Consider the following 22120-nt stretch of genomic DNA (forward strand, 5'->3'; position numbering starts at 1 on the left):
CGCTGAGCCGTTCCACACCTATGGGGAGGCACGGGCAGCTGTGTCGGGCACCAAGCGTTCTTCCGGACCCTCTTCGGCGATTCCGGCTTCGGCGGACTCGGCGACGAGCGTGACCAGCACCGAGGACTACTGGCGGCAGAGGTTCGCCGCACCGGCACCGGAGACCGCGCTGCCGTACGACTTCCCGCACCGGCCCCGTACCCAGGAGCGGCCCCGGCCGGTCCGGCGCACGGCCGCACCGGCCACCGGCGCCGACGAGGCGACCCGGCTCGCCGCCTTCGTCGCGCTCCTGCACCGCTACGGCGACACCGAGGCGACCGAGCTGACGGTCGCCCACGACGGGCTCCCGCTGCGCCTGACGGTCACCGGCGGACTCTCCTTCGCCCAGCTGCGCGCACGCGTCACGGCCGTCCGCGCGGAGGCCGCCGCCCACCGGCTGCCGACCGCCGACCTGCTGCGCCTGCTGGCCCCCGAACCCGGCCGCGGCGGCGCCCTGTTGTGCGCCACCGGCTTCGGCACCGCGCCCTGGGACGAGGGCGGCCCGCTGGACCTGGCCCTGTCCGTGTCCGACGGGCACGTGCACGCCGACTACGACCCCTCCCTCTTCGAGGCCGCCACCGTCGACCGGATCCTCGGTCACTACGCGACCCTGCTCACCGCCGCCCTCGACTGGTCCGCGGCCCCGGTCGGCGCCCTGGAACTCCTCGGCGCGGACGAACGGCACCGGATCCTCGTCGACTGGAACGACACCGCGCACGACGTGCCCGCGCTCACCTGGCCGCGCATGTTCGCCGACCAGGTCGCCGCCCGTCCCGACGAGATCGCCCTGATCCACGAGGACGTCCGCCTCACCTACGCCGAACTCGACGCGCGCGCCGCCCGGCTGGCGCACGCCCTGGTGGTCCGCGGCGCCGGTCCCGAGCAGGTGGTGGCCCTCGCCGTCCCGCGCTCCGCCGACATGATCGTCGCCGAGGTCGCCGTGCTGAAGGCGGGCGCCGCCTATCTGCCCGTCGACACCGACTACCCGGCCGACCGCATCGCCTACATGCTGGAGGACGCCCGGCCGGTGTGCCTCGTCACCACCGCCGAGATGCTCCCCGACCTGCCGCCGGGCCAGGACCCGCTGGTCCTCGACGCCCCGGAGACCCGCGCCGAACTCGCCGGCCACCCCGCCCACGACCCCCCGGCCGCCGCCGAGTTGACCGTGGCGCACGCGGCGTACGTCATCTACACCTCCGGTTCCACCGGCCGGCCCAAGGGCGTGGTGCTCTCCCACGGCGGCGTCGCCAAGCTGGTCGCCACCCAGCGCGAACGGTTCGGGATCGGCCCGCACAGCCGGGTCCTGCAGTTCGCCTCGCCCAGCTTCGACGTGGCCTTCTGGGACCTGTGCCTCGGCCTGCTCTCCGGCGGTCGGCTGGTCGTCGTGCCCGCGGACCGCCGGGTGCCCGGCGCGCCGCTCGCCGACTACGCGAACGACCACGGCATCACCTTCATGATCCTGCCGCCCGCGCTGCTCGCCGCCCTGCCGGACGACGTCCGCCTGCCGCCCGCCGCGACCCTGCTGGCGGGCACCGAGCGGGTCTCGCCGGAACTGGTCGGGCGGTTCGCCCGCGGCCGGATGATGTTCAACGCCTACGGGCCCACCGAGGCCACCACCAACTCCACGCTCGGCCTGTGCGACCCGGACACGCCGGCCGGCACCATCGTGCCCATCGGCGTCCCCGACCCCGGCACCCGCGCCTACGTGCTCGACGACCGGCTGCGGCCGGTACCGGCCGGAGTGGTGGGGGAGTTGTACCTCGGCGGGGCCGGACTCGCCCGCGGCTACCTCGGCCGGCCCGCGCTGACCGCCGAGCGGTTCGTCGCCGACCCGTTCGGCGCACCCGGCGAACGCCTCTACCGCACCGGCGACCTGGTCCGCTGGAAGGCCGACGGGCGGCTGGAGTTCCACGGCCGCGCCGACAGCCAGGTCAAGATCCGCGGCTTCCGCATCGAGCCCGGCGAGATCGAATCGGTGCTGCGCGCCCACCCGGCCGTCGACCAGGCCGCCGTGGTGGTCCGCGAGGACCGCCCGGGCGACCGCCGCCTCGCCGCCTACGTCGTGCCGTCCCTGGACGCCGCCGCCGAGCCCGACGCGGCCGTGTCCGACTGGAAGGACCTGCACGACCTCCTCTACTCCGCCGCCGGTTCGGACGGCTTCGAGGAGAACTTCGCGGGCTGGAACAGCATGTACGACGGGCTGCCCATCCCGCTCGCCGACCTGCGCGAGTGGCGGGACGCGACCGTCCGCGGGATCCGTGAACTGCGGCCCCGCCGCGTCCTGGAGATCGGCGTCGGCAGCGGCCTGCTCCTGTCCCGGCTCGCCCCGGACTGCGAGGAGTACGTCGGCACCGACCTCTCCGAGGAGGCCGTACGCGCCCTGCGCGCCCAGGTCGACGCCGTACCGGAGCTGGCCGGCAAGGTCACCCTGCTGGCCCGGCCCGCACACGAGCTGACCGGCCTGCCGGAGGGCTCCTTCGACACGGTCGTCGTCAACTCCGTCGTCCAGTACTTCCCGGGCGCCGACTACCTCACCGGCGTGCTGCGCTCGGCGGCGCGCCTCCTCGCACCCGGCGGCGCGCTGTTCGTCGGCGACGTACGGAACCTGCGGCTGCTGCGGACCCTGAGCGCCGCCGTCGAGACCGGCCGGGCCCGCACCGACGACAAGGACGCGCTGCGCGCCGCCGTCGACCGGGCCGTGGCCTGGGAGGGCGAACTCCTCCTCGATCCCGACTACTTCGCCGCCCTGGACGGCTTCACCGCCGAGGTGCGGATCAAGCGCGGCAGCCACCACAACGAGCTGACCCGCTACCGCTACGACGTCGTCCTGCGCCCCGCGACGGCCCAGGACCCCGCCGCCCCCGCGACCGAGGTCCCCTGGTCCGCCCTCGGCACCCAGGAAGCCCTCGCCGCCCGGTTCACCGCCGCCGACCGCCCGCCCCTGCTGCGGGTCACCGGCATCCCCAACGCCCGCCTCGCCCCGGACCTCGCCGCGCTCGGCACCCTCGACGACAGCAGCCGTACCGGCGGGGCGGGCGTCGACCCCGAAGCCCTCCACGACACCGCGGCCCGGCACGGCTACCGCGCGGCCCTGACCTGGACCGCGGACGCGGAGGACGGCAGCCTCGACGCGGTGTTCGCGCGCGGCGACGACACCCCGGCCGGCCCGCTCTACCGCCCCGCCCAGCACCACCCGCACGCCAACCGCCCGGCGCCGTTCCGCAACGTCACCGCCCTGATGGCGCAACTGCGCGCGCACGCCGCCGCGTTCCTGCCCGAGTACATGGTCCCGGCCGCCCTTGTCCCGCTGGAGCGGCTGCCCGTCACCCCCAGCGGCAAGCTCGACTCGGCCGCCCTGCCCGAACCGGACTACGGCCTGCTCAGCTCGGGACGCGCACCGCGCACCGAGCGCGAGCGCCTGCTGTGCGACCTGTACGCGCGCGTCCTGCGGGTGCCCTCGGTCACCGTCGACGACGACTTCTTCGCGTTCGGCGGTGACAGCGTCGTCGCCATCCAACTGCTCGTCCTGGCACGCGGATGCGGTCTGGAACTGACCCCCCGCGACGTGTTCCGGCACCGCACGGTCGCCCAGCTCGCCACCGTCGCCCGCACCGCCGACGCCGACGCCGACGCGACCGCCGAGCTGCCCTGGGCCGAGCCGACCGACGACGAACTCACCGCGCTCCAGGGCCGGGACCCGCTCACGGTCGCCGAGGTCCTGCCGCTCGGCCCCCTCCAGGAGGGCTTCTTCTTCCACGCCCTGGTGGACGGCGCCGAACACGACGCCTATGTGGTCCAGCAGGTCATCGAACTCGCCGGACCCGTCGACGGCGGTCTGCTCCGGCAGGCCGCCCAGCGGCTGCTGGACCGGCACGCCCCGCTGCGGGCCTGCTTCCGCCGCCTCCCGGACGGCCGCCCCGCCCAGATCGTCGCCATCGGCCTCGACGTGCCGTGGCGCGAGGTCGACCTCGCCGCCCAGGACACCGCCGTCCGCACCGGCCTCGCCGAGGCCGTCGCCGCCGACGAACGCGCCCGCCGCTTCGACCTCGCCCGCCCGCCGCTGCTGCGCTGCGCCCTGGTCCGCCTCGGCCCGGACCGCAGCAGACTCGTCCTGACCTTCCATCACATCGTCGCAGACGGCTGGTCCCTGCCCGTCCTGCACCGCGAACTCCTCGCGCTCTACGGCGCCGAGCCCGCCCCGCTCCCCGCCGTCGCCCCGCACCGCACCCACCTGGCCCGCGTCGCACGCGCCGACCGTCGGGCCGCACGGGACGCCTGGCGCGCCGCGCTGGCCGGGATCGACGAGCCCACCCGCCTGGTCGAGACCCCGGCGACCGGCCCGATCGAACCCGCCCAGATCCGAGTCGAGCTGCCGGAGCGCACCACCGCCCGCCTCACCGCCCGCGCCCGCGAGCACGGCGTCACCCTCGGCACCGTCGTACAGGCCGCCTGGGGCCTGTTGCTGACCGGCCTCACCGGCCGGCAGGACGTGCTGTTCGGCACCACCGTCTCCGGCCGGGACGCCGCCGTGCCCGGCATCGAGTCGATGGTCGGCCTCTTCATCAACACCCTTCCCACCCGGCTGAGCTGGACCCCCGCCGACACCCTCGGCGCCGTCCTGGAACGGCTCCAGCGCGAGCAGAGCGCGCTCCTGGACCACCAGCACCTCGGACTCGCCGAGATCCAGCGGGCGGCGGGACACGCGGGCGGCGGCGAACTCTTCGACACCCTCGTGGTGTTCGAGAACTACCCCGCCGACGCGAACCTGTCCGATCCCACCGGCACCGTCCGCCTGACCGGGCACGCCTTCCACGACGCCGTGCACTATCCGCTGGCCCTCGTCGTCAAGCCCGGCCGCCGGCTCGACCTGCGCCTCAAGCACCACGCCGACCGGCTGCCCGCCGACGCCGTGCAGAGCCTCGCCGACCGGCTCACCCTGGTCCTGGACGCGCTCGCCGAGGACACCGGCCGCCCGGTAGCCGCCCTCGACCTGCTGACCCCCGCCGAGCGGATCCATCCCGAGGGCGAGCGGCACGCCGTCGCCGCCCGCACCCTGCCCGCGGCCATCGCCGAACAGACCGCCCGCACCCCCGACGCCACCGCCGTCGTCTTCGCGGACACCACCCTCACCTACGCCGAACTCGACGCCCGCGCCGAGGCCCTGGCCCGGCGGCTGCGGGCGGCGGGAGCCGGACCCGAGCAGTTCGTCGCCGTCGCCGTGCCGCGCTCGGCCGAGCTGATGGTGGCCCTGCTCGGCGTGCTCAAGTCGGGCGCCGCCTACCTGCCGGTCGACCTCGACTACCCGGCGGACCGCGTCGCGTACGTGCTCGCCGACTCCGGCACCCGCACCGTGGTGACCACCGCACGGGACGCCGAACGGCTGCCGGACACCGGCGGCCTGCGCGTCCTGCACGTCGAGGACGCCGACGACCTCCCGGACGCGCCCTTGGCCGAACCGCTCACCCCCGACCACCCCGCCTACCTCATCTACACCTCCGGCTCCACCGGCCGCCCCAAGGGCGTCGTCGTCACCCACCGCGCCATCGGCAACCGGCTCGCCTGGATGCAGGGCGCGTACCCGCTCACCGCCGACGACCGGGTGCTGCAGAAGACACCGGCCGGTTTCGACGTCAGCGTCTGGGAGTTCTTCTGGGCACTGCACGAGGGCGCCGCCGTCGTCCTCGCCGCCCCCGAGGGCCACCGCGACCCGGCCTACCTCGCCCGGCTGATCCGGGCCGAGAACGTGACGACGGCGCACTTCGTGCCGTCGATGCTGGCGGCCTTCCTCGCCGCCGAGGAGGTCACCGCCGATCCCGCGTGGGCGGACAGCCTGCGCCGGGTCCTCAGCAGCGGCGAGGCACTGCCGGGGCGCACCGCGGCCCGCTGGCGGGAGCTGACCGGCGTACCGCTGCACAACCTGTACGGCCCCACCGAGGCCGCCGTCGACGTCACCCACCACACCTTCGACGGCGCACCCGGCACCACCGTGCCCATCGGCACGCCCGTGTGGAACACCGGCCTGCGCGTCCTCGACACCTGCCTGCGCCCGGTGCCCGACGGGGTGCCGGGCGAGCTGTACCTGACCGGCGTCCAACTGGCGCGCGGCTACCACCGCCGGCCCGCGCTCACCGCCGACCGCTTCGTCGCCGACCCGTACGCGGACGTGCCCGGAGCGCGCATGTACCGCACCGGCGACCTGGTGCGCCGCCGACCCGACGGAACCCTCGACTACCTCGGCCGCACCGACCGGCAGGTCAAGCTGCGCGGCAACCGGATCGAACCCGGCGAGATCGAGGCCGCCCTGACCCGGCACCCGGCGGTGGCGCGGGGCGCCGTCGTCGTCCGCGACCAGCGGCTGGTCGCCTACCTGGTGCCGGCCGCCGGTGCCGTCGCCGATCCCGCTGACGTGCGTGCCGCGCTCGCCGCCGCCCTGCCCGCGCCGCTGGTCCCGGAGGCGTACGTCGTCCTGGACGACCTGCCGCTGACCCCCAGCGGCAAGCTCGACCAGGCCGCGCTGCCCGCCCCCGAAGCCGAACGTGCCGTCCGCCGGGAGCCCGCCGGCCCGCTGGAGCGGCGCCTCACCGAGATCTTCGCGGGCGTGCTCGGCATCGCCGACGTCGGCCCGGACGACGACTTCTTCCGGCTCGGCGGCGACAGCATCAGCTCCATCGGCGTCGCCGGCCGCGCCCGCGCCGCCGGCCTGGACCTCAGCCCGCGGGACGTCTTCACCCACCGCACGCCCGCCGCCCTCGCCACCGCCGCGGGCACCGCGCCGGCCCCCGCCCCCGCCCCCGCGACCGCCCTCGACCTCACCGAGGCCGAGCACGCCCGGATCCGCGCCCTCGCCGCCCCGGCCGCCGTCGCCGACGTCTGGCCGCTGGCCCCCCTCCAGGAAGGCCTGTTCTTCCACGCGGCCTACGACCGGCACGCGCTCGACGTCTACACCGTCCACGAGACCTTCGACTTCGCCGCCCGCCTGGACCCGGACCGGCTGCGCGCCGCCGTCCGCACCCTCCTCGACCGCAACCCCGGCCTGCGCGCGGGATTCACCAGCGAAGGCCTCGACCAGCCGGTGCAGTTCATCGTCGAGGACCCGCGGATCCCGCTGGAGGAGGTCGACCTCGCACACCTGCCGTCCGCCGAACAGGACGCCCGGGTCGCGGAGTTGACCGGCGCGGAGCGCCACCGCAGGTTCGACCTGTCCGCCCCGCCGCTGTTCCGGCTGCTCCTGCTCCGCCTCGGCGCCGAACGCGGCGACCGGCTCGTCGTCGGCCGGCACCTGATCCTGTGGGACGGCTGGTCGGCCTGGCTCTTCCTCGACGAGCTGTTCGCGCTGTACGAGACCGGCGGCGACGCCTCCGACCTGGCCGCGCCCGGCAGGTACCGGGACTACCTGACCTGGCTGGACCAGCAGGACGACGCCACCGCCACCGCCGCCTGGCGCACCGCGCTGGCCGGCCTCGACGAGCCCACCCTGCTGGCCCCGACCGCCGCCGACGGTCTCGAACCGGTCGTTCCCGACCAGCTCGACCTGCGCCTGCCCGCCGAACTCGGCGACCGGCTGCGGGAGACCGGACGCGTCCACGGCCTCACCCTGAACACCATGCTCAACGCGGCCTGGGGCCTCACCCTCGCCTCCGCCACCGGCCGCCCCGACGTGGTGTTCGGCACGACCGTCGCCGGCCGGCCCAGCGAGGTCCACGACGTCGAGAACATCATCGGGCTCTTCCTCAACACGGTCCCGGCCCGGATCGTGTTCGACCCCGCCGAACCGGTCCTCGGCCTCCTGCGCCGCATCCAGGGCGAGCGGCTCGACCTGATGCCGTACGAACACCTCGGCCTCGGCGTGCTCCAGGCCGAGACCGGGCACCGCAAGCTCTTCGACACCCTCTTCGTGCTCCGCAACAACGACACCGAGGACCGGCTGGCCCGGCTGCGCACCCGGCACGGCGCCACCGCCGTCGCCAACGTCGACGCCACCCACTACCCCGCCAACCTCGTCGTCACCCCCGGCCACCGGATCGCCGTCACCCTCACCCACCGGCCCGACCTCGTCCCCGCGGACCGCGCGCGGGCCCTCCTGGACCGCTTCGCCCTGCTCCTGGACCGCCTCACCGCCGACCTGACCGCCCCCGTGGGTTCCCTGGACCCGCTGCTGCCCGCCGAACACGCCGCGCTGCGCGAGGAGGGGGCCGCCGGCCGGGTCGCGGACCCCGAGGACACCGTCGCCGACCTGCTCGCCGCCCAAGCCGCCCGCACCCCGGACGCCCGCGCCCTGGTCTTCGGCGAACACACCCTCACCTACGCCGAACTCGACGCCGCCGTGAACCGTACGGCACGGCTGCTGATCGCCCGCGGCGCGGGCCCCGAGCGCGTCGTCGCCCTCGCCCTGCCCCGCTCCCTGGACATGGTCGTCGCCCTGTTCGCCGTCCTGCGCACGGGCGCCGCCTACCTGCCGCTGGAACTCGACCACCCGGCCGACCGGCTCTCCCTGACCCTCGCCGACGCCCGCCCGCTGCTGCTGCTCTCCACCACGGCCGTATCGGCCACCCTGGACGGCGGGACGACCCGGCTCCTGCTCGACGACCCGGCCGTACGGGAGGAGCTGGCGGGCCTGCCGGACACGCCCGTGCGCCGCCGCTTCAGCCTCGAACACCCCGCGTACGTCATCTACACCTCCGGTTCCACCGGCCGGCCCAAGGGCGTCGTCACCCCCTACCGGGGCCTGACGAACATGCAGCTCAACCACCAGAAGGAGATCTTCGAACCGGCCGTCGCGGCGGCCGGCGGACGACGGCTGCGGATCGCGCACACCGTGTCCTTCGCCTTCGACATGTCCTGGGAGGAACTGCTCTGGCTGGTCGCGGGCCACGAAGTGCACGTGTGCGACGAGGAGTTGCGCCGGGACGCCGAAGCGCTGGTCGCCTACTGCGACCGGCACCGCATCGACGTCGTCAACGTGACCCCCACCTACGCCCGGCTCCTCATCGAACAGGGCCTGCTGACCGGCCACGTGCCGCCGCTCGTGCTGCTCGGCGGCGAGGCGGTCCCGGAGACGGTCTGGACGGCCCTGCGCGACACCGAGGGCACCTACGGCTACAACCTGTACGGACCCACCGAGTACACCATCAACACCCTCGGCGGCGGCACCCCGGACAGCGCCACACCCACCGTCGGCAAGCCCATCCGCGGCACCCGGGCCCACCTCCTCGACCCCTGGCTGCGCCCGGTGCCCGACGGCGTCCCGGGCGAGCTCTACATCGCCGGCATCGGCCTCGCCCGCGGCTACCTCGACCGCCCCGGCCTGACCGCCGAACGGTTCGTCGCCGACCCGTTCGGCACGCCCGGCGAGCGCATGTACCGCACCGGCGACCTGGTGCGCCGCAGGCCCGACGGCAACCTCGACTTCCTCGGCCGCACCGACGACCAGGTGAAGATCCGCGGCTACCGCGTCGAACCCGGCGAGATCGAGGCCGCCCTCAGCCGCCACCCGCTGGTCTCCCAGGCCGCCGTCGTGGTTCGCGACGAACGCCTCGTCGGCTACGTCGTGCCCTCCGGCGCGGGCACCGCCGAACGCACCGCCGCCGAGGCCGCCCAGGTCGGCGCATGGCAGGAGATCTACTCCGACGAGTACGAGGAGATCGGCACCGCCGTCTTCACCGAGCGGTACGACGGCTGGGACAGCTCCTACGACGGACGGCCCATCCCCTTCGAGGAGATGCACGAGTGGCGCGAGGCCACCCTCGCCCGCATCCGCGCCCTGAACCCGCGCCGCGTCCTGGAGATCGGCGTCGGCTCCGGCCTCCTGCTGTCCCGGCTCGCCCCGCAGACCGAGGCCTACTGGGCGACCGACTTCGCCGCCCCCGTCATCCGGAAGATCGGCGCCGAACTGCGCGCCGGGGACCCCGAACTGGCGGCCAGGGTCGAACTGCGCTGCCGTCCCGCCGACGACCTCGGCGGACTGCCCACCGGCTACTTCGACACCATCGTCATCAACTCCGTCATCCAGTACTTCCCGAGCGCCGACTACCTCACCACCGTCATCGACGGCGCCATGGCGCTGCTCGCACCCGGCGGCGCCCTCTTCATCGGCGACGTCCGCAACCTGCGGCTCGCCCGCACCTTCCACACCGAGATCCAGCAGGCCCGGGGCACGGCCGAGGCCGAACGCGAGCGGGCCGTGGAGCGCGGCCTGCGCCTGGAGAAGGAACTCCTCGTCGACCCCGACTTCTTCACCGCCCTCGGCCACGGCGTCGACCTGCGCACCAAGCGCGGCCGGCACCACAACGAACTGACCCGGCACCGCTACGACGTCGTCCTGTACGCCGGCGAACCGGACCTGCGCCTGACCGACGCCCCGACGGTCGCCTGGGCCACCGCCCACACCGTGGGCGAACTCGCGCGCGGCGGCTGGACCTCCGACGCCGTCGGACGGCTCCTCGGCGCCGCCGGGCGGCTCTCCGGCCACCTCGGGAGCCGCTCGCGCGACGGCCGGCCCACCGCGCTGCGCGTGACCGGCATCCCCGACGGCCGCACCCGCGAGGACGGCATCGACCCGGAGACGCTGCACGCGCTCGGCGCGGAGGCCGGACACCGGGTCCTGACCACCTGGTCGGCACGGACCGGCACCTACGACGCCGTCTTCGTCGCGGCCGACGCGGGCGAACACCGCCTCACCGAAGGCCTGTTCCGGCCCGGCGGCGGCACCGGCCCGCACACCAACGACCCCACCTCGGCCCGCGAGACCAGCGCGCTGATCCGCAGGCTGCGCGAGGACCTCGGCCGCGAACTGCCCGACTACATGGTCCCGGCCGCCTTCGTCACCGTCGACGGCCTGCCCATGAACGCCAACGGCAAGCTCGACGTCCGGGCCCTGCCCGAGGCCGAACCCGCCGTCGCCCTCGGCGGCGGCCGCGGCCCGCGCACCCCGCGGGAGGAGGCGCTGTGCCGCCTGTTCGCGGAGGTGCTGGGACTGCCCGAGGCCGGCGCCGAGGACGACTTCTTCGAGCTGGGCGGCCATTCCCTGCTCGCCACCCGCCTGGTCAGCCGCGCCCGCACCGAACTGGGCGCCGAACTCGCCATCCGCGACCTGTTCGAGGCCCCGACCCCGGCCCGGCTCGCATCCCGCGTCGACGCCGCGCGCCCGGCCCGGCCGCCCGTCACCCCGGTCACCGACCGGCCCGGCCGGATCCCGCTCTCCCCGGCCCAGCGCCGCCTGCTGCTCGTCGAGCAGATCACCGGCGCCACGGTCGCCTACAACTTCCCGCTCGTCGCCAGGGTGCGCGGCGGTCTCGACACCGAGGCCCTGCGCGCCGCGCTCGGGGACGTCGCGGGCCGCCACGAGGCCCTGCGCACGGTGTTCCCGGTGCACGAGGGCGAGCCGTACCAGCGGATCGTGCCGGCCGACGAGGCGCACCCGCCCCTCACCGTCACCGACACCTGCGAGGAGATGCTGCCCGCGCTGATCGAGGGCGCCCAGCGCCGCCCCTTCGACCTCAGCACCGAACTCCCGCTGCGCTGCGAGGTGTTCCGGCTCGCTGCGGACGACCACGTGGTGGCCGTCGTCCTGCACCACATCACCACCGACGAGTGGTCCGACCGGCCGTTCCTCGCCGACCTCGACACCGCCTACGCGGCCCGCCGGACCGGCACGGCCGCGGACCGGGCGCCACTGCCCGTGCAGTACGCCGACTACACCCTGTGGCAGGACCGCCTCCTCGACCGGCTCGGCGAGCGCCAACTGGCCTACTGGACCGAAGCGCTGCGCGGAGCGCCCGCCGAACTGGCCCTGCCCCTGGACCGGCCCCGCCCTGCCGAGCCCTCCGGCCGCGGCGCCACGGTGCGCCGTGCCGTGCCCGCGGACACCGGCCGCGCCCTGCGCGGCCTCGCCACCGCCACCGGCACCAGCATGTTCATGCTGCTCCAGGCCGCCACCGCGGCCCTGCTGCACCGGCTCGGCGCGGGCGACGACATCCCGCTCGGCGCACCCGTCGCGGGCCGCACCGACAGCGCACTGGACGACCTGGTCGGCTTCTTCGTCAACACCCTCGTCCTGCGCACCGACCTCTCCGGCACAGGCGACGGACCACTGACCTTCCGTCAACTGCTGCGACGGGTCAGGGAGTCGTCCCTGGCCGCCTTCGAGCACCAGGACGTGCCCTTCGACCGCGTCGTGGAGGCCGTCAACCCGCCCCGCGCCGCCGGACGCAACCCCCTCTTCCAGGTCATGCTCGGCTACCACCACCGCCCCGACGGCGACCCGGACACCCTGCTCGGACTGCCCGCCGAGTGGTACGACATGGACACCGGCACCGCCAAGTTCGACCTCGACTTCACCTTCGTCGACGAGTCCGACGTCTCCGGCCGCATCACCCTCCTGCTGGAGTACGCCACCGACCTCGCCGACGCGGAGACGGCCGCGCTGCTCGCCGAACGGCTCGTCCTGCTCCTCGGCCGGGCCGCCCGCACCCCGGACGCCCCGCTCGCGGACCTCGACATCCTGACGCCGGGCGAACTGGCCGGCGCCACCGGCGCCTGGAACGACACCGCCCGCCCGGTGGAGACCCGCTCCGTCCCCGAGATCCTCGCCGACACCGCCCGCCGCCACCCCGGCCGCACGGCCCTGGTCACCGGCCCCCACGACGCCCCGCGCCGCACCACGTTCGCCGCGCTCCACGGCGACGTCCAGGCACTGGCGGCCCGGCTGCGCGCCCACGGCGCCGGCCCCGGCACCGTCGTCGGACTCGCCCTGCCCCGCCAGGAGATGGTGCCCGCGCTCCTCGGCGTCCTCGCCGCCGGCGCCGCCTACCTCCCGCTCGACCCAGAACACCCGCGGGAACGCCTGGAGTTCATGCTCGCCGACGCGGCACCGGTCTGCGTGCTCGGCACCGCCGCGCTCGGCGCACGGCTCCCGGACAGCCCGGCCGTACCGCGGCTGCTGCTCGACGAGCCGTGGCCGGTGGCCGCGCCCGCTCCCGCCGCCCCCGCACCGCACCCGCTCCAGGCCGCGTACACCATCTACACCTCCGGCTCCACCGGCCGGCCCAAGGGCGTCGTCGGAACCCACCGCGGCCTGGCCAACCTCTACGCCGCCCACCTCCGCGACCTGATCGAACCCGCCGTCCGCGCCACCGGACGGGACGTGCTGCGCGCGGTCCACGCGGCCTCCTTCAGCTTCGACGGCTCCTGGGAACCGCTGCTGTGGCTGCTCGCCGGGCACGAACTGCACGTCGTCGACGAGCCGACCGTGCTCGACCCCGCGGCCCTGCTGCGCCGGCTCGCCGACGCGCGCATCGACTTCGTCGACCTCACCCCGACCTACCTGCGTGAACTGCTCCACCACGGCTTCCTCGCGGCCGACGGCACCGGCCCGGTCCCGGCCGTCCTCGCCGTCGGCGGCGAGGCCACCCCGGCCGCCCTCTGGGAGCGGCTGACCGCCCTGCCGGACACCGCCGTGCACGACCTGTACGGACCCACCGAGTGCGCGGTCGACGCCTACGGCTGGCACCACGCCCCCGGCACGGACCGCACCGGCGACCTGGCGGCCCCGCTCGACAACATCCGCGCCCACGTCCTGGACGAGAGGCTGCGGCCGAGCCCCGTCGGCGTGTCGGGTGAGCTGTATCTGGCGGGCGAGGGCCTGGCCCGCGGCTACCTGGGCCACCCCGCCCTCACCGCCGAACGCTTCGTCGCCGACCCGTACGCGACCGAGCCCGGCGCGCGCATGTACCGCACCGGCGACCTGGTGCGCCGCCGTCCCGACGGCACCCTCGTCTTCCTCGGCCGGGTCGACGACCAGGTCAAGCTGCGCGGCTTCCGGATCGAACCCGGCGAGATCGAGGCCGTCGTGGCCGGCCACCCCGACGTCGCCGCCGCGGCCGTCGTCGTCCGCGAGGACCGGCCCGGCTCACCCCGCCTGGTCGCCTACGTCGTCCCGGACCGGACCAGCGGCCGGGCACCCGACCCGGTACGGCTGCGCGCCCACGCCGTGGCCGCGCTGCCGGCGCCGATGGTGCCCGCCGCCTTCGTCGTCCTCGACGGACTGCCCCGCACGGTCAACGGCAAGCTGGACACCGCCGCCCTGCCCGCACCCGACCCGACGGCCGCCGCGACCGCCGCCGGACGGCCGCCGCGCACCCCGCGCGAGGAACTGCTGTGCGCGGAGTTCGCCGCCGTCCTCGGCGTCGCACAGGTCGGACCCGACGACGACTTCTTCGCCCTCGGCGGCCATTCGCTGATCGCGATGCGGCTGGTCGGCCGCGTCCGTACGGTGCTCGGGGGAGAGGTGTCGCTGCGCACGGTCTTCGACGCGCCCACCCCCGCCCGGCTCGCCGCCCGCCTCGACACCGGCCGCGCCGCTGCCCGGCCCGTGCCGGACCCCGCGCGACCGCGCCCCGAGCGGCTGCCGCTGTCCTTCGCCCAGCACCGGCTGTGGCTGCTCGACCAGGTGGAGGGCCCCAACCCGGCGTACAACCTCCCCGCCGCCTGGCGCCTGACCGGTGCGTTGGACCGGGTCGCCCTCGAAGCCGCCCTGAACGACGTCGTCGCCCGGCACGCGCCGCTGCGGACCGTCTTCCCGGCCGTGGACGGCGTGCCGTACCAGCAGGTGCTGGACCCGGCCCGGGCCCGCGTCCGGCTCGGCTCCGTACCCCTCCGCGAACTGGCCGCCGAAGCCGCCCGCCCCTTCGACCTCGCCCGCGAACTGCCCCTGCGGGCCGTGCTGTCCGAGACGGGAACACCGCACGAGCGGGTGCTGATGCTGGTGCTGCACCACATCGCCACCGACGAGTGGTCCGACCGGCCGCTGCTCGCCGACCTCGCCACCGCCTACGCCGCCCGCACCGCGGGCCGCGCACCCGACTGGGCCCCGCTGCCGACCGACTACGCCGACTACACGCTGTGGCAGCGCGACCTGCTGGAGGCGACCGGCGCCGACCTGCTGGCCCACTGGACGGACACGCTCGCCGGCCTTCCCGCGGAGCTGAACCTGCCCGCGGACCGGCCGCGTCCCGCCGAGTCCAGCGGCCGTGGCGGCACCGTCGGCTTCACCGTCCCGCCCCGCCTGGAAGGCGCGCTGCGCACCCTCGCCCGCGACCACGGCGTCACCATGTTCATGGTCGCCCAGGCGGCCGTGGCGGCGCTGCTGCACCGGCTCGGCGCGGGCGACGACATCCCCCTCGGCGCCCCCGTCTCCGGGCGCGGCGACGAGACGCTGGAAGACCTCGTCGGATTCTTCGTCAACTCCCTGGTCCTGCGCACCGACCTGTCCGGCGACCCCACCTTCGCCCAGCTGCTCGCCCGCGTCCGCGAGACCGACCTGGCCGCCTACGAGCACCAGGACCTGCCCTTCGAGCGGCTGGTGGAGGCCCTCAACCCGGAACGCTCCCTGGCCCGGCACCCGCTGTTCCAGGTGATGGTCGTCCACCTCGCGGGCCGGGGCGGATCACCCGACCTGGCCGGCCTCACGGCCCGCCGTGAGACCGTCGGCCAGGACAGCGCCAGGTTCGACCTCAGCTTCGACTTCGTCGAGCAGGGGGACGGCAACGGCATCCAGGGCTGGATCGAGTACAGCGCCGACCTGTTCGACTTCGCCACCGCCGAAGCCCTCGCCGCCCGGCTGGAGTCGCTGCTCGAACAGGTCGCCGCCGACCCCGGCCGTCGCGTCGGCACCCTCGACATACTGAACGCCACCGAACGCGCCCTGGTCCTCAACGAGTTCAACGACACCGGCCACGGCGTCCCCGAGGGCACCCTCCCCGACCTGTTCCGCGCCCAGGCCGCACGCACCCCCGCGGCCACCGCGGTCGTCTTCGAGGACACCGCGCTCACCTACGCCGAACTCGACGCGCGCGTCGATCGGCTGGCCCGCACCCTCGCCGCGCGCGGCGCCGCCGCCGAGGCCACGGTCGCCGTCGCCCTGCCGCGCTCCCTCGCCCTCGTGGTGACCCTGCTCGCCGCGCACCGCGCGGGCGCCGCCTACCTGCCCCTGGACACCGGCAACCCGGCCGAGCGGCTGGCGTACACCCTCGCCGACGCCCGCCCGGTCTGCCTGGTCACCACCGAAGGCGTCGCCCTCCCCGACACCGGCGTGCCCCGCGTCGAGGTCGACGCCGACGGCCGCCCCGCCGACCCGGCCGACGCCCCGCTGCCCACCGCCCACGACCCGCGCCACCCCGCCTACGTCATCTACACCTCCGGCTCCACCGGCCGCCCCAAGGGCGTCACCGTGCCGCACCGGGGCATCGCCAACCGGCTGCTGTGGATGCAGGACACCTACCGGCTGGACGCGGACGACCGGGTGCTGCAGAAGACCCCCGCCGGCTTCGACGTGTCCGTCTGGGAGTTCTTCTGGCCCCTGATCACCGGCGCCACCCTGGTCGTGGCCCGGCCCGGGGGCCACCAGGACCCGGCCTACCTGGCCGGCCTGATCCGGCGCGAGCGGATCACGACGGCCCACTTCGTGCCGTCGATGCTGCGCGCCTTCCTGGACGAACCGGCCGCCGCCGGCCACACCGCGCTGCGCCAGGTGATGTGCAGCGGCGAGACCCTTCCCGTCCCGCTCGCCACCCGCTTCCACCAGGTCCTGCCCGGCACCCGCCTGCACAACCTGTACGGCCCCACGGAGGCGTCCGTCGACGTCACCGCCCACGAGGTGCCCGCCGACCCGGTCACCGTGCCCATCGGCCGCCCGGTGTGGAACACCCGCGCCCACGTCCTGGACGCCGCCCTGAACCCGGTGCCGCCCGGCGTCATCGGCGAGCTGTACCTGGCGGGCGTCCAACTGGCCCGCGGCTACCTCGGGCGTCCCGCCCTGACCGCCGAACGGTTCGTCGCCGACCCGTACGCGACCGAGCCCGGCGCGCGCATGTACCGCACCGGTGACCTGGCCCGCTGGAACACCGACGGCGCACTGGAGTACCTCGGCCGCGTCGACGACCAGGTCAAGCTGCGCGGCTTCCGGATCGAACCCGGCGAGATCGAGGCCGTGCTCGCCGCCCACCCCGACGTCGCGCACGCCACCGTCGTGCTCCGCGACGACCGGCTCGTCGCCTACGTGGTGCCCGCCCGGCCCGGCGTCGGCCCCGCCGCACTTCGCGCCCACGCCGCCCGGTCGCTGCCCGGCCACATGGTGCCCGCCGCCGTCGTCACCCTCGACGCCCTGCCGCTCACCCCGAACGGCAAGCTGGACCGCCGGGCGCTGCCCGCGCCGGACTTCGCCGCCGAGGTCGGCGACGCCCGGCCGCGCACCCCGCTGGAGGAGACCCTGTGCGCGCTCGTCGCCGACGTCCTCGGCCTCGAACGGGTCGGCGCCGACGACGACTTCTTCTCCCTCGGCGGCGACAGCATCGTCGCGATGCAACTGGTCGCGCGCGCCCGCGCCGCCGGACTGGCGTTCAGCCCGCGGGACGTGTTCCGGCACAAGTCGGCCGCCGGGCTCGCCACCGTGACCACCACGGCCGCCGCCGAACGCCGGGACGAGACCGTCCTGCTCGACCTCGACGAGAGCGAGCGCGCCGAACTCGCCGCCCTGCCCGCCGGATCCGACGTCCTGCCCGTCTCTCCGCTCCAGGCCGGGCTGCTCTTCCACACCGCCCTGGACTCCGGCGACGAAGGACCCGACGTCTACACCGTCCAGGTCTCCTACGACCTCGAAGGCCCCGTCGACGCGGAGCGGCTGCGGGCCGCCGCGCAGGGCGTCCTCGACGCGCACGAGAACCTGCGCAGCGGCTTCCGGCACCTGTCCTCCGGACGCCCCGTCGCCGTCGTCCCGCGTACCGCCGTGCTGCCGTGGCGGCAGCTCGACCTCACCGCGGAACCGCGCCCCTGGACCCGGCTGCTCGAAGAGGAACGGCGCCGCTTCGACCCCGGACGCCCGCCGCTGCTGCGGATGCTGCTGGCCCGGGTCGGGCCGGACCGGCACCGGCTCGTCCTCTCGCACCAGCACCTGCTCCTCGACGGCTGGTCGCTGGCGCTGCTGGCCGGCGAACTGTGGGCGCGCTACGAGGGCCGCACCCCGGCACCGGCCGCTCCCTACCGCGCCCACCTGCGGCGGCTGGCCGCCCAGGACCCGGCCGTCAGTGCCGCCGCCTGGGCCGAGGCGCTCGCCGGTCTGGCCGAGCCCACCCGGCTCGCGCCCGCCGACCCCGACCGGGCCGCCGCCCTCCCGCACACCCACACGGTGGAGCTGGACGCCGCACGCACCGCCGACCTGGAGGCGTTCGCCAGGCACCGCGGCATCACCGTCAACACCCTGGTACAGGCCGCCTGGGGCGTGCTCCTCGGCCGGCTCACCGGCCGCGAGGACGTCGTCTTCGGCGCCACCGTCGCCGGCCGCTCGCCCGAACTCGCCGGATCCGAGGCGATGATCGGCCTGTTCATCAACACCGTCCCGGTACGCGTCCACGTCCGCCCCGAGGAGAGCACGGCCGCCCTGCTGGAACGGCTCCAGGACGAGCAGTCCCGGCTCATCGCCCACCAGCACCTGGGCCTGCCCGACATCCAGCGCGCCGCCGGACTCGGTGAACTCTTCGACACCCTGGTGGTGTTCGAGTCCTACCCGGTCGCGGAGAACGGCGAACGGACCGGGGACGCCCCACGGGTCACCGTCCACGACCACGCGGACTCCACCCACTATCCACTGGCCTGGGCCGTCGAGCCCGCCGAACGGCTGCGGCTGACCGCCGAGTTCCGCCCCGACCTGTTCGAGGCGGCCACCGTACGGCGGATCACGGACGCCCTGACCGGACTCCTCACCGGCATGGCCGCCGACCCGGACGACCCCGTCGGACGCCTCGAACTGCTCGGCTCCACCGACCGGTACACCGTCCTGGAGACCTGGAACGCCACCGCGCTCCCGGCCACCGAACGGCTCGGCACCGTACCGGAGCTGTTCGCCGCGCAGGCCGCCGCCACCCCCGACGCGGTCGCCGTCACCGACGGCCGCACCACCTGGACCTTCGCCGAACTCGACGCCCGCAGCACCGAGCTGGCACGGATCCTCGCCGGGCACGGCGCCGGACCCGAGCGGCTCGTGGCGCTCGCCCTGCCCCGCACCGCCGGCCACATCGCCGCCGTCCTCGCGGTGATGAAGGCGGGCGCCGCCTACCTGCCCCTCGACCCCGACCTGCCCGCGGCACGCCTGACCGCGATGCTCGCCGACGCCCGGCCGGCGCTGCTCCTCGCCACCTCCCGGACCGTCGAGGAACTGCCCGGCACCGAGACCCCCGTCCTGCTCCTGGACGCCCCGGCGGCCGGCCTGCCGCAGGCCGAGCCCATCCCGCCCGGCCCCGACCACCCCGCCTACGTCATCTACACCTCCGGCTCCACCGGCCGCCCCAAGGGCGTCGTCGTCACCCAGCGCGGCATCGCCAACCTCTTCCACAGCCACCGCCACGACCTGCACGACCCGGCCAAGGAGCGGACCGGACGCCGCCACCTGAGGGTCGGACACGCCTGGTCGTTCTCCTTCGACGCCTCCTGGCAGCCGCAGCTGTGGCTGCTCGACGGGCACGCCCTGCACATCGCCGACGACGAGACCCGCCGCGACCCCGAACTCCTCGCCACCTTCGTCCGCGATCACGGCATCGACTTCATCGAGGTCACCCCGTCCCTGCTCGCCCGGATGGCGGACAGCGGCCTGATCGGCCCGGACGGCGACTGCCCGCTCGCGCTGGCCGGATTCGGCGGCGAGGCCGTGTCCGAGGCGCTGTGGAAGCGGCTGGCCGCGCTTTCGGACACCGACGCCGTCAACCTCTACGGTCCCACCGAGGCCACCGTGGACGCCCTCGTCGGCCGGGTCCGCGACAGCGCCCGCCCGGTCGTCGGCCGCCCGGTCCACCACTCCCGCGCCTACGTCCTGGACACCGCCCTGCGCCCGGTCCCGCCGGGCGTCACCGGCGAGCTGTACCTGTCGGGGCCGGGCCTGGCCCGCGGCTACCTCGGCCGGCCGGCACTCACCGCCGAACGCTTCGTCGCCGACCTGTTCGGCATGCCGGGGGAGCGGATGTACCGCACCGGCGACCTGGCCCGCTGGACCGAGGACGGGCTGCTGGAGTTCGCGGGCCGCACCGACGACCAGGTGAAGATCCGCGGCCACCGGGTCGAACTGGCCGAGATCGAAGCCGCGCTCGACACCCACCCGGCGGTCGCGCGCAGCGTCGTGGTGACCCGCGAACACCGGCCGGGCGTACGTCAGTTGATCGCCTACGCGGTGTCCGGCGACGTGGACGGCGCCGCACTGCGCGCGTACGCCGCCGCCCGGCTGCCCGACTACATGGTCCCGGCCGCCGTGGTCGTGCTGGAGCGGCTGCCGCTGCTGTCCAACGGCAAGCTCGACCGGGCCGCGCTGCCCGCCCCCGACTTCGCGGCGGCGGGCAGCGGCCGGGCCCCGGCCAACGACACCGAGCACGCCCTGCGTGACCTGTTCGCGGACGCCCTCGGCCTGCCCGCCGAGGCCGTCGGCGCCGACGACGACTTCTTCGCCTTCGGCGGCGACAGCATCGTCGCCATGCAACTCGTCGCCCGGGCCCGCTCCGGCGGCCTCAGGATCACGCCCCGCCAGGTCTTCCGGCACCGCACGGTCGCGGCCCTGGCCGCCGTCGCCGTCCCGCTGGACCCCGCCGGGCGGAACGCCGTCCACGACGACGGCACCGGCGCCGTCCCGCTCACCCCGATCATGCGGGCCCTGCTCGACCGCGGCGGCCCGCTGGCCGCCTACCACCAGGCGGCCCTGATCCGCACCCCCGCCGACCTCACCGAACCCGGCCTGCTCACCGTGCTCGGAGCGCTCGCCGCCCGGCACGACATGCTCCGCGCCCGGCTCGTCCGCGCACCGGAGCCGACCCTGCGGGTGCCCGCCGCGCAGGACACCGACGTGCGGACCTGGCTCACCCGGGCCGACGTGCACGACACCGCGGCCGACGAGTCCGCGCTGCGGGTGGCCATCGCCCGCCACGCGCGCACCGCCCTGGCGGGCCTGGACCCCGACGCCGGGGCGATGGTGCGGGCGGTCTGGTTCGACGCCGGCCCCGGCCGGCCCGGCCGGCTGCTCCTGCTCGTCCACCACCTGGTGGTCGACGGTGTCTCCTGGCGGGTGCTGCTGCCCGACCTGGCCGCCGCCTGGGCGGCCGTCCGCTCCGGCCGTACCCCCGAACCGGCCCCGGTGGAGCTGTCGTTCGGCCGCTGGTCGCGCCTGCTCGGCGCCCGTGCCGTCGACCCGGCGGCCGAGGACGAGATGCCCTGGTGGACGTCCGCCCTCGCCGACGGCGCCCGACTGCCCCTGGCCCGCCCGCTCGACCCCGAGCGGGACACCGTCGCGAGCACCCGCTACCTCTCCCTGACCCTGCCGGCCGCCGTCACCGGGCCGCTGCTCGGCCGGGTCCCGGCCGCCTTCGGGGCGAGCGTCAACGACGTCCTGCTCACCGCGTTCGCCCTGGCCGTCGGCGACTGGCGGGCACGGACCCTGGGCGCGCCGAGCGCGGGCGGACCGGTCCTGGTCGACCTGGAGGGCCACGGCCGCGAGGAGGAGGTCGCAGGCGACGCCGACCTGTCCCGTACGGTCGGCTGGTTCACCAGCGTGGTCCCGGTACGGCTCGACCCGGGCCCGGCCGGCCCGGACGCCCTCGCGGGCGGGGCCGCGCTGGACGCGGCGGTGGCCCGGATCCGGGAGCACCTCACCGGCCTCCCGGCGGCCGGGATCGGGCACGGCCTGCTGCGGCACCTCAACCCCGTGACCGGCCCCCTCCTCGCCGAACTCGGCGACCCACAGATCGAGTTCAACTACATGGGCCGCTTCGACCGGCCCGCGGCCGCCGACTGGTCCTACGCCGCCGAGGAGTCCGCCGCCGACCTCGACGCCGACCCGGGCATGCCGATGTCGCACGCCCTCACCCTCAACGCCCTCACCGAGGACCGCCCCGAAGGCCCCGAACTCGGCGCGCACTGGGCGTACGCGGCCGGACTCCTCACCGAGGAGGCGGTACGGGAGCTGGGCGAGACCTGGTTCCGCGTGCTGGAGGCCTTGGTCGCGCGCGCGGACGAACTGACCTGACCACACCCACCGGACAGACCGAGAGACAAGGAA

General features: G+C 75.6%; 1 protein-coding gene. It reads left to right on the forward strand.

The window, feature by feature from the left end; all coding sequences use genetic code 11:
* Window positions 1-109: 109 nt before the first annotated feature.
* A complete protein-coding gene (locus ACIRQ9_RS35005; protein WP_404182958.1) occupies window positions 110-22087 on the forward strand; it encodes a non-ribosomal peptide synthase/polyketide synthase in 21978 nt (7325 codons plus the stop codon).
* The last annotated feature ends 33 nt before the right edge of the window (window positions 22088-22120 follow it).

This window comes from Streptomyces sp. NPDC101237 (genome assembly GCF_044767465.1).
GTDB classification, from domain to species: Bacteria; Actinomycetota; Actinomycetes; order Streptomycetales; family Streptomycetaceae; genus Streptomyces; species Streptomyces gramineus.